The sequence below is a fragment of the Marinomonas sp. A3A genome (genome assembly GCF_018336955.1).
GTDB classification, from domain to species: domain Bacteria; phylum Pseudomonadota; class Gammaproteobacteria; order Pseudomonadales; family Marinomonadaceae; genus Marinomonas; species Marinomonas lutimaris.
The window spans coordinates 1,002,870-1,026,054 of the sequence record NZ_CP025532.1 but is presented as its reverse complement, the minus strand read 5'-3'; the positions used below and the strand labels follow the sequence as shown (position 1 = coordinate 1,026,054).

Below are 23,185 nucleotides of genomic sequence, written 5' to 3'. Positions count from 1 at the left end.
CTGAACCAGCGTCACGCGTCTTTCAGTAGAATAACGCTTGGCGCTTTGAACAAGGCGCAGGCTGCTTGCCCTACTTCCAGCTCTAGCTCTATTGCGCTTATATTCGTAATAACAGCAGACACAGACTTGCCTCCACCAATATCCAATGTCACATCCGTATTCACCGCACCAGGCAACAAACGAGAAATCGTACCGACCAACTTATTTCGAGCGCTGGTGACCACCTTGGTATTCGTACTTAAAATCACCGAAGACGCCTTAATCAAAGCCACCACATCGCTGTTTTTCTCTAACCCAAGCTGCTCAACGCTTTCCTGAGTGATCATCGCAATAATGGATTGATCAGTACCAATATCCAACTCCACCTCAGTATTCACAGCCCCAAGAGTAATATTGCTAACCGTGCCTTTAAATTGATTTCTTGCACTGGTTTTCACACTCTCGCTCCTCATAAAACTCGCTACATCGTTCAAGTTATGCAGTTTATCGCCTAAGCGTTCAATGAATTTCTGATGCTCATCCTGCAAAGCTTGGAAACCTGAAATCACCCTATGACCTAGTTCAGTTAATAGAGTTCCGCCGCCTTGCGCACCGCCCGTAGAGCGAACAACCAAAGGCTGAGCCGACATATTATTCATCGCATCAATACGATCCCAAGCGGTTTTATAACTGATCCCCACCTGCTTCGCCGCCTTAGAAATAGAGCCACACGCATCAATCGCCGCCAACAACTCAATCTGCGCCGACGCAAAAGGTTTATGCTGCTCGGTTAACAGGAAAACCTCCCCCTTTAACCCAGCCAATGCTGTTTTCTTATCCGTCATAAACACCTGTGTGCTAATCGCATCTAAAATCTTACTAACCAGTTTATATTAAAGACAATTTTAATACCCATGGTATTAAAAAACATCATCAGATAAACCAACGAGAAGAAGTAACAAACTTAATGTCGAGAAAGCATTAATGGCATATCAGTCGATATGAAAGTGAGAGTAATGGCTTACACAATTTAGTGTAGGTCTTCTATTAGAACACCCAAAAATCGTAGGCAATAAAAAAGCCCCGACTGTTAGTAAACACTAACTGCCGAGGCTTCGATATATGGTGGGCCTGCCCAGACTTGAACTGGGGACCTGCCGATTATGAGTCGGATGCTCTAACCAACTGAGCTACAGGCCCTAAAAGCGTTGCAGATTATAGCGATATGCTCGCTGCTTGCCAAGAAGTCGATGCAATTTATGTGTAATAAATTTTCGAAAGTGGTTGATTAACAGGCTATTTTTCAATCAACCTCTTGCCTAGCCCTTTTGTTTTCTACCTTGCCACGCTTTTTAGCAATGGGATTAAGCTCCCCTAAACTCGTTCAAAAGCGTGCTGAATGTCGGTATAGGTCACTTTAGCCTTAATCGCTTCTAAGGCAATTAGGTGCAGTAGTTGTTCACGAGTAGTACAAGCATCTGGCAAGATGCTGACTTGATAAGGATCAGCGGCATCAGAAATGGCGGTATGAGTTACACAGTTTTGCGTCATCATGCCGCAGATAACCAAGCGGTCGACTTCCAGTTCTTCTAGCAGTTGCGTTAGGTTTGTCTCTTGAAACGCATCCGCGTGTGCTTTTGTTACGATGGGTGCATCTAGTGCGGCGTCTAGAATCGCTTGGTGTATTTTCACCCCTTCACTGCCTTCAGCAAATAACGGTGATTCGCTTGCAGCCACATGTTGCACAAGTATCACAGCTGCATCTTGCTCTTTCGCGGCTTGAATGGCGTTAAGTATTTCTTTTAGGGCTTCATCGGCATTCCATAGAGGAAAGCTACCATTAGCGAAGTAGTCGTTTTGTGGATCAATCACTAATAATGCAGTGCGGCTCATTGTTGGCTCCTATTGTGTTGCTTACAAAGACTGTATCAAGAATCCTAGAATCGCAAAACGATGGATTCCATTACAGTGTCAAATTTGACATATTAGAGGCCTAAAATGACAAACAGGATAAATCCTTGAAACACTATCAAATTGCTATACTTGCTTATCCCCATTCTCTTTTGTCGGCTGTTTATGGTTTTGCCGAAACATTCGAGTTGGCCAATGAAGCCTGCAAAGAAACAGGTTTAGAAGTTCGTATCACTACGCATATTTTACACGAGTCAGACCTGCAGAAAGGCTTGGACACGCAATCGCACTATCACGCAGTCTTGTTGCCGCCTAGCTTGCATAAAGCCAGTTACAGCGAGAAGAATACCGATATCAATGATTTTTTAATCGCACAGCATCAACAAGGTGCCATACTTTGCAGTGCCTGCGCTGGTGCGTTCTTTTTGGCATACACAGGTCTTACAGATAAACGCCAAATGACGACGCACTGGGCGCTAGAAGGTTTGTTTAAGGAACGTTTTCCTCAGCAAGCAATGGACACGTCGAAGATATTGATTAACCAAGGCGATGTGATCAGCGCCGGTGGCATGATGTCTTGGATGGATTTGGCCATGGAACTAGTACAAGTACTGACGAATGCTAATATCGTTCGTCAGTTAGGCAAAACATTAGTGATTGATACAGGTAAAAGAGAACAACGCTACTACCAACAGTTTCAACCTAATTTCGACCATGGTGATGCGGCGATTTTGACGGTTCAGCATTATTTACAAGGCCATTTTGCCGAACTGCAACGCACTGAAAGCATGGCCGCGTTGGCGAAGCTCACACCAAGAACTTTTTTAAGACGTTTTTCAAAATGCACAGGACTCAACCCAAATGAATATTTGCAGCGTATCCGTATTCAAACGACTTGCGATGCCTTAGAACAAACAACGCTGCCGTTCGAGAGCATCGCCCTGCAAGTAGGATATGAAGATGTTGGCAGTTGCCGTAAAGCCTTTCAAAAGATTATGGGGTTAACGCCCAGCACCTTTCGCCAGCGTTTTGTATCGCCATCACCCCATTAATTCAAAGACGAGATTGACGACCAATGTCTCCCGGTGTCATGCCAATGACTTTTTTAAAAGTCCGGCGAAAAGCCGCCTCGCTTTGATAACCCAATTCATCACTTAAAATTGCGAGATTTCGGTCACCATTTTTTATCCGTTGCGCAGCTAAACGCATGCGCCATGAAGTCAAATAAGCCATGGGAGACATTCCCATCGTACTTTTAAACAAGCCACTAAATACCGAACGTGACATACCCGCTTTTTCAGCAAGACTAGCAACCTGCCAAGCTTGTTGAGGCTGCTCATGGATAGCTACAATTGCCCGCGCCAGCCTCACATCACTTAAACCTGCCAACAAGCCTAATTCGATTTTTTTGTTTTGAATAAACAATCTCAGCATTTGCACCAAATAAGCTTCGGCTAGTCGCTCAATTACCACTTGAGAACCACAACGAGGCTGCAAACTTTCTGTGAGTAATATGCTTTTCAAAGGCAGCAATTGCAGGGCAATCTCATCACCTTTTTCGACTTTCACCCATTGCCATTCCAAGTCCAACAATGGATTAAGCGCTTTTGTGGCGAAATCAAATTCACAAATTAATAACTTAGTTTCACAGTGTAGCCTTTGTATAAGCGATACACTGAGATCCTGGCCCGTAGCAAGCCACACACCATCACCCTCTTTCAATCTTGTTCGGCTTTCACCGTGTGTGGTTAAAGAAAGTTCTCCGGAGATTAAATACAACCAATAGCTAGAATCTGCTGATAAAGCCAAACGCTCATTTTGACGAGAAAAATGGAAAGCGCTTATCGAAGTCGCCTTAGGGCGAAACGCACTTAATACCGATGAAAGACGATCCATAATAATTCTTCCTCAAGAGAAAATACGATCTGCAATACATGAAGTACAAACAGCCACCAATCATATCACCCTTAACCATAAACTGCCTTCATCAAAACAAACAACAGATTATGAGGTAAGCGAAATGTTCGTCCTAAAACCAAGAACAGCAACACCAAATCTCACTATTAATACTCTGAAAGTGTCTTGGTCACTTGCTCAGCAAGCACCTGAAAACTTCACCATGGTTGTCGTTTATCGTGGTTTGCATTGTCCTATTTGTAAAAATTACTTAAAAGAATTAAGTCGCCTAGCAGATGACTTTATCGCGAAAGGTGTGAATATCCTTGTACTAAGTTCCGACACAGAAGAGAGAGCCGCACAGGCATCAACAGAATGGGAAATTGAAAACTTAACCATGGGCTATGGCCTAACGGTTGAACAATCTCAAGCTTGGGGATTACACAGAAGTGCAGGCCGAGGTGTGACTAGCATTGGCATTGAAGAGCCTGCCGAGTTTACTGAACCTGGACTATTCCTTGTTCGCCCAGATGGCACATTATACTGGAGCAACATCAGCACTATGCCTTTTGCTCGTCCGCACTTCAAAGAAGTACTTGGCGCAATCGAATTTGCTGTCAGCAAAGATTATCCAGCACGCGGTGAACTTATTTAACAACAAAACGTGTATTGTAATTTGACGTTATACAATAAAAAGTAGAATCAACATCTCGGTTCTACTTTTTTATATCCAACACATCAATCTACAATAAACAGCGTTGCACCTTCCGAGGTGGATGAACGATGTGGCTCGGCATCATCAGCCACTTGGTAGCTCATGCCTGCGGATAACACAAAAGTGCGACCGTCTTTTAATACGGTTTTTAACTCGCCACTCATGCAAAAAAGAATATGCCCTTTGGTACACCAATGATCCGCCAAATACCCAGCAGAATAAGTCACTATTCGAACTCGAATTTCACCAAATTGTTTGGTCTGCCAATAGGCGAATCCACTTTCGCCTTTGTGGGTCGTTTTTTCGACGCCTTGCCAATCGGTAATGCCAAAGGGTAAATCTGTAATCTTCATAAAAACGCCTTAAAATCCTTCTATTTACAAGACAATGCCGCTTCATTTGAGCGGCATAACATGAGATGTAGTAAGCGTTAGCAGAAGATTAAGGTCAAGTACTATCTTGAATGTTAAGCAATCTCTATTTGGTAACAAAACGTCTCTGCTGCACCATGCGAAATTCGGTATTCCAAGGGCGTTTTATCATAGCCATAAGCCACTCGTTCAATGACGGCTACAGGGCTGTTTTCAGTAGTTTTGAGTGCTTCAGCAATACGCGTATTTGCAGATTTAATCGTTAAGGTTTCTTTCGCTGAAGCAATAAGCTGCCCGCATTGTTGTTCATAAAATGGGTATAGCAAATTACCAAACTCAGATAGTTCTAAATCAATAAGGCTGGTAAAAAGTGATGCGGGCAGCCAAATCTCTTCCGTTAATACCACTCGATTTTCCAAAAATCGCAGACGTTCAAGACAAATTGCCTTGTCATTCACATCGATTGCTAATGCATCAGCCGCCTGCTGTGGTGGCTTTTTAAAGGTTCTAGATAACAATTGACTTGTGGGCATAACAAAACGCCCATCAGAAGACATTTGACGGAAAAAACGAAATAGGGAAGCATTAAAATCAGGACGACGCACAAAAGTGCCACGACCTTGGCTACGATAAAGCAAGCCATCATTGACTAAGGTGTCAACCGCTTTGCGAATAGTGCCAATAGCCACTTCATAACTTTTTGTTAGTTCACTTTCCGTTGGAATTGGCACATCCGGTAACCAAGCTCCAGAACTAATATTGTCTAGCAATTCATCACGTACCTGTTGATACAGCGGCAATCTATGATCCCGCCCATGCTTAAACAGCGCCATTTTTATCTCTCATTGGTAAATTGCATCATTCTAATCTCCGCACAGCAAAGCGTCCACGATTGTTGACTTAATATTCATATAAACATATATTCATATATATGAATTACATAAATATACAAATATCCTTACAGTCACAATTTTAACAACATGTATGTAAAGGTTTTTTAATGATTTCTGACACCAATCTGCCAGTAAAGGGTATAGACACCCACGCGCATATTTTTCGTACCGATTTGCCAATGGCTGCAGAACGCAGATACGCGCCAGACTATAATGCCGTGCCTGAGGATTTCTTAACTCACTTAACAGGCCACAACATTTCCCATGGTGTTTTAGTTCAGCCAAGCTTTTTAGGCACTGACAACCGCTTTATGGTGCAAGCCTTACGTCAATACCCTCAGCAATTAAAAGGTATTGCTGTTGTAGAGCCTACGATTGGTGACCTTGAACTAGATGAATTGGATACTGCGGGTGTCGTCGGTATTCGCCTAAACTTAATCAAAAAAACCTTAGAAGATTACACGTCTCCTCTTTGGCAAACCTTTTTAAGTAAATTAGCAAAGCGTAAATGGGTTGTTGAGATTCAGCGAGAAATAGACGATTTGACACGTTTTCTACCAGCTATTTTAGAGTCGGGTGTTGAGGTTATTGTCGATCACTTTGGTCGTACCTTGGATGGGATTCAAGTATCTAACCCTGCTCACCAAGATTTTTTAGATTTGTTAAGCAGTGGCGCGCCAATCTGGACAAAAGTGTCGGCCGCTTATCGCTGTAATGCCAATCTTGAACAAGCAAAAGAAATGCTAGCAATCTTGCGTTCCGCCTATGGTCATTCAGACTACTTTTTATGGGGCAGTGATTGGCCGAACACTCAATTTGAAGCGCAGACAAATTACAAAGAACAATACGATTTTATGGAAGCTTTACTACCCAGCATGGATGAGCGGAATAAAGTACTGGTTATTAACCCAAGCAAACTATTTAAGTTTTAACCGCCAACCAAATAAGCACTGTAAAAGAGAAGCATAAAAATGAGTCTACTTGTTGTTGGAGCAATCCTACTATCCATCATCCTTGGTTATAAAACCCGAATTAATATCGGACTTTTTGCCATTGCCTTTGCCTATTTAATTGGTAGTTTTGCGCTTGGACTAAGTCCTAACGACATCATTAAAATGTGGCCGCTGAAGATCTTCTTCATCATTTTCTCTGTGTCCTTGTTTTACAGTTTTGCCATTATTAATGGCACGTTAGAAAAGCTAGCCGAGCATCTTATGTACCGTTGCCGCCGCTTTCCTCATTTGTTGCCGTACGCAATTTATATTACGACAACTATCATTTCTGCGCTTGGTGCAGGCTACTACACAGTTTTAGCCTTTATGGCACCTATCACGCTATTGCTTTGCCAACGAACTGGTATGAGCATGGTGATTGGTTCTATGTCAGTCGGTTACGGTGCATTAACTGGCGCGAATTTCATGTCTAGCCAAAGCGGTATTATTTTCCGCGGTATAATGGCGAACGCTGGTGTGACAGAGAATCAGGCATTCATCAACTCCATCGGTATTTTCTTGAGCACCGCGGTTATTCCTTTAATAGTGATAACAGCGTTGGTTTTCTTCACTAAGCACAGAAGCACCATCGCAAAAGGCGGCTACCAAGCAGACATTCCTACTCCATTTAATAAAGAACAACGTCAAACATTGACGCTAACGCTGATAATGATGGGCTTGGTCTTGCTTGCGCCAATTTCACATCTGTTATTACCTGACAATGCGACCATTACCTTCATCAATTCCAAAATGGATATTGGTTTAATTGCCAGCGTGTTCTCAGTTATTGCCCTATTGCTTAAATTGGGCGACGAACGCAAAGCTATTGCTTCTGTGCCTTGGTCAACTCTTATTATGATCTGTGGTGTAGGCATGTTGATTTCAGTGGCGATAAAAGCCGGCACGATCAATGACCTAGCATCTTGGATCGGCACCTCAATTCCTGCGGTCTTAGTGCCTGTTGTGTTTGGTATTGTTGCTGCATTTATGTCCCTATTTGCCAGTACATTGGGCGTGGTTACACCAGCCCTTTTCCCAATCGTACCGTCAATTGCTCAAAGCTTGTCACTGGATCCGATGATGCTGTTCATCTGTATCGTAGTAGGTGCACAGGCTACAGCGATATCACCTTTCTCCTCTGGAGGAAGTTTGATCCTTGGCGCCTGTCCAACAGAAGAAAGCAGAACAAAGCTGTTCCCTCAATTACTGTTCCGTGCAGCACCATTAGGTTTTGCAGCAGCCCTGATCTTTAATTTGCTAATCACCTTTGTCTTTTAGCGAACCCTAAACCTCTTTGGGCGTAGTCATCACTAAGGTGCTGCGCCCTTTTTTTATATGGAGATACACGCATGACTCTTTCATTGCGCGCTCGGATCCTGAGCGTCAGCATTCTCGCTGTCGTCATAACGACGACTTACCTTGTCACTGAAACAACCTTGTCCCTCACTCAGCAAATGCGTGATTCTTTATTAAAAGATATTCGCCACTTTTCCAGTGCCTATGGCGACAATACTAGTGAGTGGTTGAATAGCCGAAAAGTCATTGCGGCCTCTCTTGCGAGCACATTAGAACGAGCACCTGATCAATCACCTTATATTGCCATTAAACAAGCTTATGACAGTGGCCAATTTGCCTTAACTTATTTCGGCAATAATGACGGTAAGATGTACCGTCAAGATCCAGCATTAGACGCCAAGCGACCTGATTACGATCCACGCAAAAAAAGCTGGTACACAGAAGCCATGAGCATTGGTAAAGCCAGCATCCTTGGTCCAAATCTAAGTTCCACCACAAAAGAACTGGTTATTATCTTAACTAATCCTGTGACTAAAAATGGCCAAAAATTCGGTATGGTTGGTGCAAACCTAAGTTTGGATCAATTATCTAAACAGGTGGCTGAACTTGATATCCCAGGTTCTGGCTCTGTCATGATGGTGGCATCCAACAACGATATTATTGCCCATGCAGACAAAGACATGGTGATGCAAAAAGCCGAGTCTATATCTCCAATTTTCACACCTAAGTTGTTATCCAACCTAGTCAAAGAAGATAAATTGGCTGAAGAAACACTGAATGGCAAAGACGTTTTTGCCTACGCTCAAGCCATTCCAGGAACAGATTGGTCTTTAGTATTCACTATGGATAAAAGCGAACTTATGGCACCGGTTTACAAGGTCTTAGTTCGTCAAATAACAACCGCTGTTATTTTGTTAGTGGTGTTTATCTGCTTATTGTACTGGCTATTTAAAGTACTCTTTAGCGACCTAACTCGTGTCTCCAAAGCCTTGCAAGATATATCTAAGGGCAAAGGAGATTTACGCGCTCGCATTGAAGTAAAACGTGACGATGAAATCGGTGTATTGGCCCAAGGTTTTAATGACTTTGTTAGCCACATGTACGGCGTTGTTGAACGTCTAAAAGTACTTTCTAAAGACGTTGCGGATGAAGCACAGAACGTATCAAACTCTTCAACACAGAGTGCTTCCCGTGTTGCCACACAGCAACAAGAAATCGATATGGTTGCTTCCGCAGTTACTGAAATGGCGGCTGCAACTCACGAAATCGCGGGCAATGCAGAACAAACTGCCAAAGCGGCTAGCCACTCGGTGGAACTTGGTCAAAAAGGCAGTACACAAGTACAAAAGAGCCGTAACTCTACCTACCAGTTGGCCAACGAGGTGAGCCTTGCTACTGAGCAAATTTCTGCTTTGGATCACCATGCACAGCAAATCAGCGGTATTTTATCGACCATTACAGGCATCGCAGAGCAAACCAACTTACTCGCACTAAACGCAGCTATAGAAGCCGCTCGTGCAGGAGAACATGGTCGTGGTTTTGCAGTGGTAGCCGACGAAGTTCGCACGCTTTCTCAACGCACTCATTCTTCTACAGAAGAAATTCAAAAGATGATTGAATTGTTACAAGAGCAAACATCAAAAGCCGTTACTTCGATGCAAAACAGCAGCAGTAAAGCGCAAACCAGTGTGGCCGATGCGGATGCAGCAACAGAAAGCCTTGAAGAGATTGCTAATGCCATCATCAGCATTGCAGACATGGCAACACAAATTGCTACCGCTGCAGAAGAGCAAACTGCAGTAACTAATGAGATCAGCCAAAACAGCGAAATCATTCGTCAAGTGGCCGCCGATTTAGCAGATGAAAGCAAAACTGGTGTTGAGCAATCTAAACGACTTAGCCAACTTGCCAAGCAAGTTGATACCGAAGTTGGCCAGTTCCAAATCTAATTTAACAACGCTCATTCATCAGCTAAAAAAAGCCCCGCTGGCAAAACCAGCGGGGCTTTTTCATTGCAACAAAAAAACGACAATCGACACTGTCAGCCGCTTTCTGAAACAAGAGTTTTCTCAAAATTTAAGCAAAAAAAAGTGATGGCTCATAAATGAGACATCACCAAAAAAAAGGGAAGTACAGAATGAATCTTTAGCGATTTAAAGAATCATCACCCTTAAAAAAGGGCTACTGCCTCAACCTATAAAGCAGAAAAACCACAAAATAGCATAGAGAACAGATTCGTTGTCGAGCGGATAAAGTCTTATCAAACTCGCGAAAATTCAAAAGCTTTGAAAACTGTCATTACATGGAGTAAATAGAAAAATCTAAGATCTAGCAGCCTTCAAGATGTGGTCATGATAAGAAGAAATTTGGCGCGAAACAATGCTTCAAAGACATCATGAACATTCTTGTCTCGTTCAAGCCTTTTGACGTAAATTCATGACAATTTGCAATAAACTGTCATAAAAATATAAAAAAAGATTACATAAAGCATATCTATCATTCTTTATGTAATCACCGAATCTGCCCCCCTTTTTTACTTATTTCAAAGACTGGATATCCGTCAAAACCCACGCACTGTTATGCTGGGTAAAACCAATTTTAGGATAATAATCTACCGCCTGAGGAGCAGACAAAAGGATCAAAGAACACTTTGGCTGTAAGGCTTCTTTTGTCATTCGTACCAAGGTTTTACCAATCCCTGATGCCTGTACGGTTTCATCTACCGCCAAGTCCGATAAATAACAGCAAAAAGCAAAATCCGTCACCGAGCGAGACACCCCCACCAAAGCTTCACCCTGCCATGCCGTAATCAACAAGTTGGCATTTGCTAACATCGCATTCACTGTCTCTATATTATCAATAGGACGACGCGCACCGAGTGTGGTTTTCGACAGCAGCTCAATAAACTGAGCCGCCGTAATAGCCTGATTTACCTTGTATGTAATAGCCAGTTCAGTGGATTGTTCAATGGACATAATGCGGACTCCTTTAACGTTAGCTAGCGCTGTGGCGAAGTTATCATTTAGCATTTTTTCGTATAAACAATCCATTTTAAATTGGTTTTGTTCGCACAAGTGTTTACTTAACCTTTCCTTGTCTTTAACACCTCAGGCCAACCTCATTTCACCAAGGAAAACAAAAAATGACCTTTAAAAAGCGACTCAGTTTATTGCCTTTCATTATTAGTGCTGCCGTGACTAGCCAACAACTCATAGCAAAAGACATCACCTTGCTCAATGTATCTTATGACCCAACACGGGAGCTTTATCAGGCGTTTAACCCGCTGTTTATCGACTATTGGAAGCAGCGCACTGGTGACGACGTCACGATCAAACAATCCCATGGTGGCGCAGGCAAACAAGCCCGTGCGGTGATTGATGGCTTGCAAGCCGATGTAGTGACATTAGCACTGGCCTATGACATAGACGCGATTGCCGAGAAAACTGGCAATATCACGCAAAACTGGGAAGAAAAACTGCCCAACAACAGCGCACCTTATACATCGACCATTGTTTTCTTAGTTCGAAAAGGCAACCCTAAAAATATCCAAGATTGGGACGATCTAGTCAAACCCGGTATCCAAGTCATCACACCGAACCCGAAATCCTCTGGAGGGGCTCGTTGGAATTATTTAGCGGCTTGGGGTTATGCAGAAGAAAAATACGGCAGCAAAGAAAAAGCCAAAGACTATATTAAACAGCTGTTTAAAAATGTCCCTGTGTTGGACAGCGGTGCTCGTGGCGCAACCAATACCTTTGTTCAACGTGGCATAGGCGATGTATTACTCGCATGGGAAAATGAAGCCTTTCTTGCCATTAATGAACTAGGCCCAGACCAATTTGAAATTGTCGTGCCGTCTGCGTCTATCTTGGCGGAGCCATCTGTTGCCGTAGTAGATAAAGTCGCTGAAAAACATGGCACAAAAGAAGTGGCAGAAGCCTACTTAGCCTATTTATATTCACCTGAGGCACAGCGTTTGGCGGCAAAACATTACTACCGTCCAGTCTTACCAGCATTGGCAGATCCTAAGGACATCGCCCGCTTTCCAGAGATTAAAACCTTCACGGTTAAGCAGAAGTTCGGCAGTTGGCAGCAAGCGCAGAAAACCCACTTCAGTGATGGCGGTGAATTCGACCAAATTTACACGGTTAAATAAAAGCTTATCGCCTTCCAATTCCCTAACCTACTACCCTATAAATACAAAACGGACGCACCATCAGCGTCCGTTTTGTATTTGATATTTTACTTCTACTTTTACTTTACGAGACGTTTAAACAAGACTCTTAAACAAAAAACGCCAAATCACTTTTCTTCATAAGCTTCGCATTTTTTCTTGGTTCTTCTGCATAAGCCATCCCCATAAACTACAGACTTTAGATATTCTGGAGTCAGTCATGAACACGCTTCGTCAATTTTCGGTGTTACCCGGATTTGGGTTATCTCTGGGTTATACCTTGGTGTATTTATCCCTCATTGTACTGGTTCCCATCAGCGCAGTTTTTATTTTCACCAGTCAGTTAAGCCTGAGTGAATATTGGCAAGTGGTGACTTCACCTCGCGTTATGGCGTCGTATCAATTGTCATTTGGCACATCATTTTTGGCGGCTGGCATCAATGCCGTCTTCGGCGTGTTGCTGGCTTGGTGTTTAGTACGTTATTCCTTTCCCGGTAAACGCATCGTCGACGCCTTAATCGACTTGCCTTTTGCTTTGCCTACTGCGGTTGCTGGTATCGCCTTAACCGCTTTATACGCACAAAACGGTTGGCTAGGACAAATTATTGAAGGTTACTTTGGTATTAAGGTCGCTTTTACACCGATTGGTATCTTGATTGCATTGGTGTTTATCGGCCTGCCTTTTGTGGTGAGAACGGTACAACCCGTATTGGAAGAAATCGATACCGAACTGGAAGAAGCCGCGTCAAGCCTAGGAGCAAGTCGTTGGCAAGCTTGTCGTTATGTGGTTTTACCTGTGTTACTACCCGCCATCATGACGGGCTTCGCCCTGGCTTTTGCCCGAGCGGTAGGCGAATACGGCTCGGTTATTTTTATTGCCGGTAACATTCCCATGGTGTCCGAAATTACGCCGTTAATGATCATCAGCAAGCTAGAACAATACGACTACACAGGCGCAACAGCTATCGCTTCCGTCATGTTAATTGTGTCATTTATCTTATTACTACTGATTAATTTATTGCAGTCATGGACAGCCAAACGAACAGGAAGGAACGCTTAAATGAGCACACTTGCTTTACAAACGCACCCGTCACAAACAACACGCTTTGAAAAGAACGCCGCAACACGCGAACCCAACTGGGTAAAATATTTACTGCTAGGAATCTCATTAAGTTTCTTTGCGCTGTTTTTGTTATTGCCATTAATCGCTGTCTTCACCGAAGCCTTACGCAAAGGATTAGAAACCTATTGGCTAGCCTTCACTGATGCCGATGCCCTATCCGCTATTGCTTTAACATTAATTGCTGCGCTGATATCTGTGCCGCTAAATCTATTTTTTGGCGTAGCAGCCGCGTGGGCCATCACAAAATTTGAGTTTAGAGGTAAACAGATTTTAATCACCTTTATCGATCTGCCTTTTTCCATCTCGCCAGTCATTGTTGGTTTAAGTTTGGTATTGGTATTTGGTGTTCATGGTTGGTTTGGTGAATGGTTAGTCGCCAATGACGTCAAAGTTATTTTCGCCTTACCGGGCATTGTGCTGGCCACCATATTTGTGACCTTTCCATTTGTCGCACGGGAACTGATCCCACTCATGCAAGCACAAGGCAAAGAGGAAGAAGAAGCCGCCATTGTGCTGGGTGCGAAAGGCTGGCAAACCTTTTGGCACGTGGCCTTACCGAATATTAAATGGGGCTTGCTGTATGGCGTGATTCTCTGTAACGCCAGAGCCATGGGCGAGTTCGGCGCGGTATCGGTTGTATCTGGTCATATTCGTGGCGAAACCAACACTCTGCCCTTACATGTGGAAATTCTTTACAACGAATACAACTTCTCGGCGGCCTTCGCAGTGGCGTCTTTATTGGCTTTATTAGCCTTGCTGACCTTGGTCATCAAAAGCTATGTCGAACATAAAATCAGCAAAAGAACGAATGGATAATAGGTGATACATGAGCATTAACGTAAAAAATATACACAAGCAATTTGGCGAATTCACCGCTCTTGAAGATATATCATTGGACTTTCCATCTGGCGAATTAATGGCGCTGCTTGGCCCATCTGGCTGCGGCAAAACAACCTTGTTGCGCATTATCGCTGGACTAGAACAAGCCGATCTCGGCGATATTATTTTGGATGGCGAAAACGCCTCAAACACGCACGTTAGAGATCGTCAGGTCGGCTTTGTTTTCCAACATTACGCCTTATTCAAGCACATGACGATTTTTGACAATGTCGCCTTCGGTTTAAGAATGAAACCTAAAGCACAACGTCCGTCTGAGTCAAAAATACGCGAAAAAGTATTCAGTTTATTGCAACTTGTGCAATTGGATTGGTTGGCAGATCGCTTCCCTGCACAACTCTCTGGCGGCCAGCGTCAGCGTATCGCCTTGGCCAGAGCCTTAGCGGTCGAACCACGCGTTTTGTTACTGGATGAACCCTTTGGCGCCTTAGATGCAAAAGTACGAAAAGAACTACGTCGTTGGTTGCGAAAACTCCATGACGAGCTGCATATCACCTCTATTTTTGTCACGCACGATCAAGAAGAAGCACTAGAAGTCGCCGACCGGGTGGTCTTAATGGATCACGGCAAAATAGAACAAGTCGGCACACCAGAAGCAGTTTACAATCACCCTCAGACGCCCTTTGTCTACAGCTTTTTAGGTTCGGTGAACGTGTTTCATGGCCGTGCGGAGCAAGAGCATTTACAAGTTGGTAATGAACAATTGCGCCACCATAATGATTCTTACGGCCATGGCAAAGACGTGTTTGCCTTTGCCAGACCCCATGAAATAAAAATCGTCGATAATAACCATCACGAAGGCGTATCCGCACGAATAAGCCGTGTATTATCCTTTGGTATAGAAACCAAGGTGGAACTGGACGGTCTTAACGGCACACATTACGAAGTCCACTTGTCCCAGCAACAGCGACAAGCTCAATCTCTGTACATTGGACAAGAGGTCAAATTGGTTCCCTCGGCTTTAGCGCTCTTCCCAAGAGAACTAGAAACATCAGCACAAGCCCAACGACTTAGCGAACAACAAGGATAACGACCAGTGAATTTCCAGCAATTACGTATTTTGCGAGAAACCGTCAGACAGGATTTCAATCTGACGGAGGCGGCTAACCACCTTTTTACGTCGCAATCGGGTGTTTCTAAACACATCAAAGATTTAGAAGACGAGCTAGGTGTCGAACTGTTTGTTAGAAAAGGCAAACGGCTGCTCGGACTCACCGAACCGGGCAAAGAATTAATCAAAATTGCCGAACGGATTCTGTTGGATGCCAACAACATCAAAAACTTAGCAGATCACTATCGCGACAACGACAGTGGCGAACTCACCATCGCCACTACTCACACTCAGGCGCGATATATCCTGCCGGCAGTGATTACTTTATTTAAGCAAAAGTACCCAAAAGTCCATTTGAAGTTACATCAAGGTAGTCCAAGCGAAATTGCCAAGCTGTTACTCGCCGGCGAAGCAGACATTGGTATTGCCACAGAGACACTGGGCGACATCGCCGAATTGGCGAGCTTCCCTTACTATCAATGGACGCACACCGTCGTCGTGCCCAAAGATCACCCATTGAATCAGCATCCACAACCACTGACATTAAAAGCCATCAACGCTTATCCGATAGTGACCTATCACGATGGGTTTACTGGTCGAGCCAATATCGAAAAAGCCTTTCGGCATGCGGGTGAAAAACCGAATATCGACATGTCAGCGTTAGATGCGGACGTCATCAAATCGTATGTAGAATTGGGCATGGGCGTGGGGATTATTGCTTCCGTCGCTTACGACGAAAAACGTGACACAGATCTGGTTACCTTACCATCACAACATTTGTTCGAACCGAGTTGGAGTAAAATTGGCTTACGCCGAGGGCATTATTTACGCCAATACGCCTACGACTTTATTCATTTATGCGCCGACAACTTAACCGCCGACGTGATAAATGCAGAAATAAAGCCCGAATAACTGACACCTCTTTTAATTATCGCTCAGCCGACAAAACCCGCAGCGCCACACCAGCGGCTGAAGTGCGATTTTCGACACCAAGCTTTGGGAAAATTTGCTCTAAGTGCTTATTGACTGTGCGCGGGCTCATTTCAAGGATTTCGGCGATTTCTCGGTTGGTTTTACCGTTGGCAATCCAGTGCAATACTTCTGATTCGCGATCCGTTAAATCCAGCTCTTTCTTCAACAAGGCTGGGCCTGCTGGTTTATCGCCGTCTTCCAGTCGTAATAGCACTTCTTTTTGCTCAGTGATCCCCATCATTTTCAGTGCCAAAGGGTATTCCAAACCGCTGAGTTTCAAGACGTTGCCCGACTTTCCAACAGGCAAAGGGGGCTGATGAGCTAACCAAAGTCGTATTTGTAAGGCCAACTCGGTGCTTTGCCATTCGCTGCTGGCGCGTGCTTTGGCAAGCAAGGCATAAGTTTGCGGCGTTGCCCAAGCAATTTCCCCTGCATAGGTTGTCGTCATTAAATACTGTCCCATACTATCAAGTGCTGATTGTGCATTGTTGCTCAAACGAGCATTAGACAAGTGCACACGCATGCGAGCAATCAGCTCATTAGGTTGAATTGGCTTAGTGAGATAATCCACTCCACCTGCTTCTAAACCGCGCACAATATCATCGGTATCACTCAAACCTGTCATGAAAATAACCGGAATCGACGCCAAGCTTTGGTCGGCTTTTAGTGCTCGACACGTTTCAAAACCATCCATATTCGGCATGATGGCATCGAGCAAAATAATGTCTGGACGAATCCGTCGGGCGATGGTTAAGGCTTGCTTGCCTTCAAGGGCAACAAGCACATCCATATTAGCCGCTTCCAAGGTGTCATGAATTAGGCTCAACGCATCTGGCGAGTCGTCGACCACTAAAACAATGTCACTTTTACTACTCGGATTCATAATTAGACTTCTCACTTACATCACTGATTACATATGAGTTTTTTTGTATATATTGGGCAATCGCATCGAACTGAAAACTTTGATACAAGCTCTCTAATTGCTGCAAATGGCTCGGGGCAATCACCTCTGTTTTAGCCAATTGATCCAGCACACCACGCACGCCTTTTTTGTAACCCATTTCCGCGAATGCCATCAGTTCGCGCACGCTTTCATGGTCTGGAATAGCCGCTGCTTGTTGCTTATCTAACGCGATCTGATGAGACTCTTCACTGCTGCCAAAAAGCTTTTCTATAGAAATCGGTGCCAAGGTGTCTAATTCAGTTTCTTGATACACCCAATCCAGCACCAGCCAGTTTTTAATCGCATCCAACAAAGCACTGTTGTTCACCGGTTTAACCAAATACTGATTAAACGCCGCTTGCTCGTCAGGCTTACGCTGATTTTCTTTGGCATCGGCGGACAACATAATAATCGGCGTGCTGTAAGCGCGATCTCGTAACAGCTTAGCCAAGCTCAAGCCATCCATTCCTGGCATGGACACATCTAAGACAAATAAATCCGGCGAGCAGGATTCCAACTCATCCAAGCAGCTTTCAGCATCGGCGGCTTCCAACACATTAAAACCAAGTGGCACGAGAATATCCGACAACAAACCACGCACCACCGGATCATCGTCCACTACCATCAGAGTACGCTGATAACCTCGGTAACTCACGATGCGTTTGTATTCATAAGCGGAGCCATCTCCTTGGCTAACCCAAGGCAACATCAGGCTAACGCGAAACTCACTGCCTTCGCCGACCACAGAATGAGCTTGTATATCACCGCCCATGATTTCCGTGAGCAACTTCACTATGGTCAAGCCCAAGCCAGTGCCGGGTAAATTGCCAGTACTGACGTCGCGGACTCGCTCGAACGGATCAAAAATACGTTTTAAATGACCTTCTTTAATGCCAACGCCCGTGTCGCGAATAACAAACTCCGCCACTTGGTTGCGATAATTCACTTCGAACAAAACTGAGCCTTTTGGCGTGTATTTCACCGCATTTGATAACAAATTGATCAAAATTTGCCGTAAACGTTTTTCATCCGTCACCACATGCTGAGGCAAAGGCGCGAGAATTTTCGACTGTAATTGAATGCCTTTGTCACGGGCTTGCATGGCAAACATACTATTCAGCTGGTCGATCAATTTCGGCAAATCCACCGTATTGCGATACAAATCAAAACGCCCTGCTTCGATCTTCGAAATATCCAACAAACCTTCAATCAAATCGGCCAGATACAAACCACTGCGATGAATAATATCCAAGCCGTTCTGATGCCCTGATGGCGTATTGGCTTTTTCTGACAAGAGCTGCGCATAGCCAATAATGGATTGCAGTGGCGTGCGTAATTCGTGACTTATACCGGTTAAATAGCGACTTTTCGCTTCATTTGCCCGCTCAGCTTGCTCTTTGGCATGTTGTAATGCACGGTCAGTTTCTTGGTGAGCATCAATCTCACGAATCAATTTTCGCGTTTGCCGATTCGACTCTTTCTGTGCCACCACTCGGCTCTCATGAGCGAGTACAAACAACCACGACAACACGCCAGATACGATCAATAAGGTAAAAAACAGCGCCAACATGGTGTCTTTCAACAAGACAGCTTCATTCAGCGAACTCGGTGCCATCTGCCGATAAATCAACATCATCAAGGCTGCGTTGATAATGTTGATCACCAGCAACAAAGACGCAAAGCGACCAAAACGAGAACTCAGTGCTTTTACCAAACCTTTAGGCAAAAACAGCTTTAAGAAATAATCACTCTGTTGACCGATACTCGCCTGGGGCTTGCAACTGTCTAAACAGCGCACATCCAAGGAACAACACAAGGAACAAATCGGTTGCATGTAGGCCGAGCAAAAACTCATGTCTTCCGTTTCGAAAGTATTTTCACAAATCCCGCAGGTCAAGGTGACATACTTAGGGTTGCGCTGCTTTGCCAGCTCGATCATCGGAATCAGCTCTGGGCTTTGGCGCGCAAGGTAATACTTGCCCTTGGTAAGCCAAGCGATCAGCGGCACAAACACGAAACACGAGCCCAACGAAATAAAGTGGCATAAGCTTTTTGCCACTTCACCAAAGACACCTAAATAACTCACTAACCCTAACGTGGTCGCGATCAACATCGAGCCCGTTCCTACCGGATTAATATCGTATAAATGCGCGCGTTTGAACTCGACATAATTGGGACTTAACCCCAAGGGTTTGTTGATCAATAAATCCGCCGACAAACTGCCCAGCCAGCTCACCGCAGCGATGGCAAACACGCCCAAAATCGCACCCAAGGCTTGGTAAATCCCCAACTCCATTAGCAATAACGCAATGGTGACGTTAAACACCAACCAAACCACACGCCCCGGATGAGAGTGAGTTAAACGCGAGAAGAAATTAGACCAAGCAATAGAGCCAGCATACGCGTTGGTTAAATTGATTTTCATCTGGCAGATAAACACAAACACCGCAGCCAACAACAAGGCCGTAGTCGGGGAGGTAGTCAAAAAGAAAAAGATGCGCTGATACAAATAAGTTGGATCGGTGGCTTGTATCGCGGAAGCACCATCAGAGATTGCCAAGTAGGCCAAAAAAGAGCCCAACAGCATTTTGATGGCGCCAATAAACACCCAACCAGGACCCGCTAAAATCAGCCAAAACCACCAGCGACGGCGGTTTTGTTTGTTCTTGATAGGAAAAAAACGTAAATAGTCGACTTGCTCGCCAATCTGCGCCATCAAGGCAAATAACACAGACGCCGCCGAACCAAACAGTATCCAATCGAAATGCGTGCTTTGTGGTAAATCCACTGGCGCGTATTGCGTCCAGCCTTCGAAGTTTTGGTATTCCTGCGTCACAACCACGCCGATAGCCGCCACTTGCAACACCAACCAAATCCACTGGCTGCCATTTTGAAAGCGACTAATAGCACGAATACCATGCGTTACGATAGGAATCACAAAAATGGCTGAGAGCGCGTAACCTAGCGCCAACGGAATACCCAAGAGAACTTCCAACGCCGAGGCCAAAATAGCCGCTTCTATGGCAAAGAAAATAAAGGTGAACGACGCGTAAATCAGCGAGGTAATGGTCGATCCGAGATAGCCGAAACCGGCACCTCGGGTCAGTAAATCTATGTCCAAGCCATGCTTGGCAGAATAATAAGCAATGGGAAAGCCAGTGATAAAAAACACCGCCAATACCGTGAGAATGGCCGCTACGGCATTGGTAAAACCATACGCCAGAGTAATAACCGCAGCCAATCCCTCTAGCGCCAAAAACGCAGTAGCACCGAGCGCCGTATGACCGACACGCTCGATGCTCATGGTGTGACCTTGCTTGGAAGTATAGCGTAACGCGTAATCTTCCATCGTTTGGTCAGCAACCCACTTGTTATAGTGGCGTCGCACTTTAAAGATCTTTTGTGCCGCGGTCATAATATCTCGGACTTAGGCATTAAGATGCCGACCATCTTCTTATGCAAAAGCAAGAAACAAACCCGCTGTCGCAATTAAAGAACCACTAATGCGCGTCGCCAAAGGCGTGCCGATTTTCGCCATTACCTGACCAACCCCCAAACCAACCACATGTAAGCCAGCCGTTGCCAAAGCAAAGCCCAGCGCATATTGCAGGCCATTGGCACTCAAAGGCATTTCCATACCGTGAGCGGCACCGTGGAATAACGCAAAACCACCAGCAATCGCCACGCAAACCGCCGTTGGTAAACGCTTAGCAAACAACACCAAAGCGCCCAAAATGATGACAGACAACAAAATACCTTGCTCAACAAATGGCACATTTAATCCCGCCACCGCTAAGCCGCCACCTAGTAACATAGTCACAACAAACGCCACTGGAATTGCCCACAAAGCGCGACCTCCAATGCTCGCCGCCCAAAGACCAATCGCCACCATGGCCAAAAGATGATCCAAACCACCCATGGGATGAGCAAAGCCCGTCATAAAGCTAGAAGCTTGTTCATGCCCCGGATGAGCAAGCACAGAACCTGACGCTAATACCGAAGCTGCTACCAACAAACCTTTTGTTTTCAATGCATTCATACTCTCTATCTCCTAATATTTTTAATTCAAAATCAAATACATCTGAACGACGTTACGATCAAAGTAGTCGTTTAAACGACGGCTTTTGCCGCTGGTATTTCTTTTGCTTCAAGCATCCCTTCCGACACAATGATCTGAATAATCTCATCCAAACCTTGAGCTTTTTTAAGATTTGAAAAAATAAACGGACGATCGCCGCGTTGAATCTTGGCGTCGTGCGCCATAACGTCCAAAGACGCACCAACCAAAGGAGCCAAGTCGGTTTTATTAATAATCAACAAATCGGACTTGGTAATACCTGGACCGCCTTTACGAGGAATCTTGTCACCGGCGGAGACATCAATAACATAAATGGTAAAATCGGATAGCTCTGGGCTAAAAGTCGCACTCAAGTTGTCACCACCACTTTCCACAAACACCACATCCAATTCACCATGGCGCTCTAGCAATTGGTCAATCGCCGCCAAGTTCATCGACGCGTCTTCACGAATCGCCGTATGCGGACAACCACCGGTTTCGACACCGATAATACGATCCGCATCCAAGGCTTCATGCTGGGTTAAGAACTTCGCGTCTTCTTGGGTGTAAATATCATTGGTCACCACGGCAATGTTGTAATAGTCACGCATAGCACTACACAAAGAACGCAGCAAAGCCGTTTTGCCTGATCCTACTGGACCACCTACACCAATTCGTAATGTTTGTTTTTTCATATTAGGTTCCTTGTTCTTAACTCAATAATTAATACTCGGCGGTTCTTAGCTCCTCGTCTCCATAAGGAGGGAACTAAAACATTAAGAGCGAAATAGCCGCGAGTATTGTGTTTCGTGTAGCGCGCTAGCGATGGCGATAGCAGGTAATCCTGCGCCAACACGCTCTTCTTCAATATTTAATGACATGGCAATGGCATGTCGAATATCTGTCTGCAACTCACCTAGCAATTCTTGCGCTTGTGTTTGCCCAAGGGGAACTAGCTTGGTTGCCGCAGCAATTTGGTTTTCTAGCCAAGACCAAGCAAAGCCTAGACAAGCAAGATCCGCTTGTAGCCCCCAATGATTGGCCGCAATGGCAAACAAGGTAACAAAGCTCATCTCATCTAAACGCTTAAATGGCGTATCTATTTGCAGGCTGCCCATTAGACGAAATAAAGCTTCCCCCATCGCAGTATCATTCAATCGCAGCTCTTTAGTTTCTCGGCAGGCCAGTACCAAATCATTCAGCTCGAATAATCGTTCTGTATCTTGCTGCCTAGCGGCATCCATACATAACCGCAGCACAGGTAAATCCACACGTGCCACAGACTGCTGCAGTTGCAAACCAATCCAATCGGACACTTCAGCTTTGTTTTTTACCCAGCCTTGATCAATGGCATATTCCATGCCTTGTGAAAAGGCAAAACCACCGACGGGTAAGCCGACGCTGCTTAACTGCAAAAGCCGTAATAAGCTCATGTCAGTGGTGACAATGTTACTGGTGACTGTGCTAATGGTGACTGTGCCCATGACTATAAGCTCCAGATTCTGGGACAAACACACCCTCTTCATGGGTAACGATCAAGCCAAGCATGTGCAGCATGTCTTCTAAAACGTGGTCAGGTTTGATACGTAGCCAACGTTCGCCAATTTGGATTTTGGTGTGACGATTGCCCAAGTGGTAACAGGCTTTGGAAAAAGCTTCCCAGTCTTCACAGCTCGCATGGGCCACGTCTTCTACTGCGCCTGTCACTTGAACTATCTTGCCGCATTCAGACTTTAAAAATTCACCAACTAACAAGGGCTTACCACGCTCAAGAAAAACTCGAACTTCTTCGTTATTGTCACCTATCAGTTTCAAGCGCCCACGATCACGCTGTTCATGGGTTAGCGTCACTGTGGTGTGGACTGAATCGTGACAATGAGTACCTAATCTTTCGTAAATATCTAGCATGCTAACT

Annotated in this window: 22 protein-coding genes and 1 tRNA gene; 10 read left to right on the top strand and 13 right to left on the bottom strand. The window is 44.7% G+C overall.

The features are described from left to right. Positions 1 to 11 precede the first annotated feature (11 nt). The 3 genes from CYL31_RS04790 to CYL31_RS04780 all read right to left on the bottom strand — a co-directional run bounded on the left by CYL31_RS04790 (position 12) and on the right by CYL31_RS04780 (position 1,872). Complete coding sequence (locus CYL31_RS04790) at positions 12 to 824, bottom strand: TOBE domain-containing protein (RefSeq protein WP_212917824.1); 813 nt, start codon at positions 822 to 824, stop codon at positions 12 to 14. Positions 825 to 1,102: 278 nt separating this feature from the next. Beyond that, positions 1,103 to 1,179: transfer RNA gene (locus CYL31_RS04785), tRNA-Ile, on the bottom strand. 174 nt (positions 1,180 to 1,353) lie between these two features. Then, positions 1,354 to 1,872 (bottom strand): isochorismatase family protein, encoded by a 519-nt coding sequence (locus tag CYL31_RS04780; protein WP_212917823.1) that lies wholly within the window; start codon positions 1,870 to 1,872, stop codon positions 1,354 to 1,356. A gap of 125 nt (positions 1,873 to 1,997) precedes the next feature. Between CYL31_RS04780 and CYL31_RS04775 the strand changes: the two genes are divergently transcribed. Then, positions 1,998 to 2,942, top strand: a complete 945-nt coding sequence (locus tag CYL31_RS04775; RefSeq protein ID WP_212917822.1) for a GlxA family transcriptional regulator — start codon at positions 1,998 to 2,000, stop codon at positions 2,940 to 2,942. A gap of 1 nt (position 2,943) precedes the next feature. Here CYL31_RS04775 and CYL31_RS04770 read toward each other — a convergent pair whose 3' ends face one another. After that, positions 2,944 to 3,786, bottom strand: a complete 843-nt coding sequence (locus CYL31_RS04770) for an AraC family transcriptional regulator (protein WP_212917821.1) — start codon at positions 3,784 to 3,786, stop codon at positions 2,944 to 2,946. A gap of 124 nt (positions 3,787 to 3,910) precedes the next feature. On the opposite strand from CYL31_RS04770, the gene CYL31_RS04765 reads away from it, so the two are divergent. After that, the gene (locus tag CYL31_RS04765; RefSeq protein ID WP_212917820.1) at positions 3,911 to 4,441 is read left to right on the top strand and encodes a peroxiredoxin-like family protein; all 531 of its coding nucleotides are present in this window, start codon (positions 3,911 to 3,913) and stop codon (positions 4,439 to 4,441) included. 83 nt (positions 4,442 to 4,524) lie between these two features. On the opposite strand, the gene CYL31_RS04760 is transcribed toward CYL31_RS04765, so the two are convergent. Beyond that, complete coding sequence (locus CYL31_RS04760) at positions 4,525 to 4,854, bottom strand: DHCW motif cupin fold protein (protein WP_012068691.1); 330 nt, start codon at positions 4,852 to 4,854, stop codon at positions 4,525 to 4,527. Positions 4,855 to 4,967: 113 nt separating this feature from the next. After that, positions 4,968 to 5,705 carry a GntR family transcriptional regulator gene (locus tag CYL31_RS04755; RefSeq protein ID WP_212917819.1) on the bottom strand — a complete coding sequence of 246 codons (738 nt, stop codon included), beginning with the start codon at positions 5,703 to 5,705 and terminating at the stop codon, positions 4,968 to 4,970. A gap of 167 nt (positions 5,706 to 5,872) precedes the next feature. Here CYL31_RS04755 and CYL31_RS04750 point away from each other — a divergent pair, with 167 nt between their 5' ends. From CYL31_RS04750 to CYL31_RS04740, 3 genes are all read left to right on the top strand, one after another. Then, positions 5,873 to 6,697 (top strand): amidohydrolase family protein, encoded by an 825-nt coding sequence (locus CYL31_RS04750; protein ID WP_212917818.1) that lies wholly within the window; start codon positions 5,873 to 5,875, stop codon positions 6,695 to 6,697. 39 nt (positions 6,698 to 6,736) lie between these two features. Next, the gene (locus CYL31_RS04745; RefSeq protein ID WP_212917817.1) at positions 6,737 to 8,035 is read left to right on the top strand and encodes an SLC13 family permease; all 1,299 of its coding nucleotides are present in this window, start codon (positions 6,737 to 6,739) and stop codon (positions 8,033 to 8,035) included. A 71-nt stretch (positions 8,036 to 8,106) separates the two neighbouring features. Beyond that, positions 8,107 to 10,002, top strand: a complete 1,896-nt coding sequence (locus CYL31_RS04740; protein ID WP_212917816.1) for a methyl-accepting chemotaxis protein — start codon at positions 8,107 to 8,109, stop codon at positions 10,000 to 10,002. Between the two features lie 588 nt (positions 10,003 to 10,590). Here CYL31_RS04740 and CYL31_RS04735 read toward each other — a convergent pair. Further along, on the bottom strand, positions 10,591 to 11,028 hold the full coding sequence (locus CYL31_RS04735; protein WP_181858535.1) for a GNAT family N-acetyltransferase: 438 nt from the start codon (positions 11,026 to 11,028) through the stop codon (positions 10,591 to 10,593). 167 nt (positions 11,029 to 11,195) lie between these two features. On the opposite strand from CYL31_RS04735, the gene CYL31_RS04730 reads away from it, so the two are divergent. The 5 genes from CYL31_RS04730 to CYL31_RS04710 all read left to right on the top strand — a co-directional run bounded on the left by CYL31_RS04730 (position 11,196) and on the right by CYL31_RS04710 (position 16,210). Then, positions 11,196 to 12,209 carry a sulfate ABC transporter substrate-binding protein gene (locus CYL31_RS04730; RefSeq protein ID WP_249411698.1) on the top strand — a complete coding sequence of 338 codons (1,014 nt, stop codon included), beginning with the start codon at positions 11,196 to 11,198 and terminating at the stop codon, positions 12,207 to 12,209. Positions 12,210 to 12,447: 238 nt separating this feature from the next. Next, complete coding sequence (gene cysT, locus CYL31_RS04725) at positions 12,448 to 13,287, top strand: sulfate ABC transporter permease subunit CysT (RefSeq protein WP_212917815.1); 840 nt, start codon at positions 12,448 to 12,450, stop codon at positions 13,285 to 13,287. Next, on the top strand, positions 13,288 to 14,166 hold the full coding sequence (gene cysW, locus CYL31_RS04720; protein ID WP_212917814.1) for a sulfate ABC transporter permease subunit CysW: 879 nt from the start codon (positions 13,288 to 13,290) through the stop codon (positions 14,164 to 14,166). A 10-nt stretch (positions 14,167 to 14,176) separates the two neighbouring features. After that, on the top strand, positions 14,177 to 15,277 hold the full coding sequence (locus tag CYL31_RS04715) for a sulfate/molybdate ABC transporter ATP-binding protein (RefSeq protein ID WP_212917813.1): 1,101 nt from the start codon (positions 14,177 to 14,179) through the stop codon (positions 15,275 to 15,277). 6 nt (positions 15,278 to 15,283) lie between these two features. Continuing rightward, complete coding sequence (locus tag CYL31_RS04710) at positions 15,284 to 16,210, top strand: CysB family HTH-type transcriptional regulator (RefSeq protein WP_212917812.1); 927 nt, start codon at positions 15,284 to 15,286, stop codon at positions 16,208 to 16,210. A gap of 16 nt (positions 16,211 to 16,226) precedes the next feature. Here CYL31_RS04710 and CYL31_RS04705 read toward each other — a convergent pair whose 3' ends face one another. The 6 genes from CYL31_RS04705 to CYL31_RS04680 form a co-directional block, all read right to left on the bottom strand. After that, on the bottom strand, positions 16,227 to 17,153 hold the full coding sequence (locus CYL31_RS04705) for a response regulator transcription factor (RefSeq protein ID WP_212917811.1): 927 nt from the start codon (positions 17,151 to 17,153) through the stop codon (positions 16,227 to 16,229). Next, on the bottom strand, positions 17,140 to 20,628 hold the full coding sequence (locus CYL31_RS04700; RefSeq protein ID WP_212917810.1) for a hybrid sensor histidine kinase/response regulator: 3,489 nt from the start codon (positions 20,626 to 20,628) through the stop codon (positions 17,140 to 17,142). The genes CYL31_RS04705 and CYL31_RS04700 overlap by 14 nt, the downstream gene beginning before the upstream one ends. Positions 20,629 to 20,667: 39 nt before the next feature. Further along, a complete protein-coding gene (locus tag CYL31_RS04695; protein ID WP_212917809.1) occupies positions 20,668 to 21,252 on the bottom strand; it encodes a HupE/UreJ family protein in 585 nt (194 codons plus the stop codon). A 71-nt stretch (positions 21,253 to 21,323) separates the two neighbouring features. Beyond that, complete coding sequence (gene ureG / locus CYL31_RS04690; protein ID WP_212917808.1) at positions 21,324 to 21,965, bottom strand: urease accessory protein UreG; 642 nt, start codon at positions 21,963 to 21,965, stop codon at positions 21,324 to 21,326. An 81-nt stretch (positions 21,966 to 22,046) separates the two neighbouring features. After that, positions 22,047 to 22,754, bottom strand: coding sequence for an urease accessory protein UreF (locus CYL31_RS04685; RefSeq protein WP_249411697.1), 708 nt, complete (start codon positions 22,752 to 22,754; stop codon positions 22,047 to 22,049). Then, positions 22,735 to 23,178 (bottom strand): urease accessory protein UreE, encoded by a 444-nt coding sequence (locus CYL31_RS04680; RefSeq protein WP_212917807.1) that lies wholly within the window; start codon positions 23,176 to 23,178, stop codon positions 22,735 to 22,737. Before CYL31_RS04680 ends, CYL31_RS04685 begins: the two co-directional genes overlap by 20 nt. Positions 23,179 to 23,185 lie beyond the last annotated feature (7 nt).

Bases quoted from the DNA above. Each gene is read 5' to 3' on its own strand.
- CYL31_RS04790 (WP_212917824.1), bottom strand. From the start codon at position 824: ATGACGGATAAGAAAACAGCATTGGCTGGGTTAAAGGGGGAGGTTTTC.
- CYL31_RS04780 (WP_212917823.1), bottom strand. From the start codon at position 1,872: ATGAGCCGCACTGCATTATTAGTGATTGATCCACAAAACGACTACTTC.
- CYL31_RS04770 (WP_212917821.1), bottom strand. From the start codon at position 3,786: ATGGATCGTCTTTCATCGGTATTAAGTGCGTTTCGCCCTAAGGCGACT.
- CYL31_RS04765 (WP_212917820.1), top strand. From the start codon at position 3,911: ATGTTCGTCCTAAAACCAAGAACAGCAACACCAAATCTCACTATTAAT.
- CYL31_RS04760 (WP_012068691.1), bottom strand. From the start codon at position 4,854: ATGAAGATTACAGATTTACCCTTTGGCATTACCGATTGGCAAGGCGTC.
- CYL31_RS04755 (WP_212917819.1), bottom strand. From the start codon at position 5,705: ATGGCGCTGTTTAAGCATGGGCGGGATCATAGATTGCCGCTGTATCAA.
- CYL31_RS04750 (WP_212917818.1), top strand. From the start codon at position 5,873: ATGATTTCTGACACCAATCTGCCAGTAAAGGGTATAGACACCCACGCG.
- CYL31_RS04745 (WP_212917817.1), top strand. From the start codon at position 6,737: ATGAGTCTACTTGTTGTTGGAGCAATCCTACTATCCATCATCCTTGGT.
- CYL31_RS04740 (WP_212917816.1), top strand. From the start codon at position 8,107: ATGACTCTTTCATTGCGCGCTCGGATCCTGAGCGTCAGCATTCTCGCT.
- CYL31_RS04735 (WP_181858535.1), bottom strand. From the start codon at position 11,028: ATGTCCATTGAACAATCCACTGAACTGGCTATTACATACAAGGTAAAT.
- CYL31_RS04730 (WP_249411698.1), top strand. From the start codon at position 11,196: ATGACCTTTAAAAAGCGACTCAGTTTATTGCCTTTCATTATTAGTGCT.
- cysT (WP_212917815.1), top strand. From the start codon at position 12,448: ATGAACACGCTTCGTCAATTTTCGGTGTTACCCGGATTTGGGTTATCT.
- cysW (WP_212917814.1), top strand. From the start codon at position 13,288: ATGAGCACACTTGCTTTACAAACGCACCCGTCACAAACAACACGCTTT.
- CYL31_RS04715 (WP_212917813.1), top strand. From the start codon at position 14,177: ATGAGCATTAACGTAAAAAATATACACAAGCAATTTGGCGAATTCACC.
- CYL31_RS04705 (WP_212917811.1), bottom strand. From the start codon at position 17,153: ATGAATCCGAGTAGTAAAAGTGACATTGTTTTAGTGGTCGACGACTCG.
- CYL31_RS04700 (WP_212917810.1), bottom strand. From the start codon at position 20,628: ATGACCGCGGCACAAAAGATCTTTAAAGTGCGACGCCACTATAACAAG.
- CYL31_RS04695 (WP_212917809.1), bottom strand. From the start codon at position 21,252: ATGAATGCATTGAAAACAAAAGGTTTGTTGGTAGCAGCTTCGGTATTA.
- ureG (WP_212917808.1), bottom strand. From the start codon at position 21,965: ATGAAAAAACAAACATTACGAATTGGTGTAGGTGGTCCAGTAGGATCA.
- CYL31_RS04685 (WP_249411697.1), bottom strand. From the start codon at position 22,754: ATGGGCACAGTCACCATTAGCACAGTCACCAGTAACATTGTCACCACT.
- CYL31_RS04680 (WP_212917807.1), bottom strand. From the start codon at position 23,178: ATGCTAGATATTTACGAAAGATTAGGTACTCATTGTCACGATTCAGTC.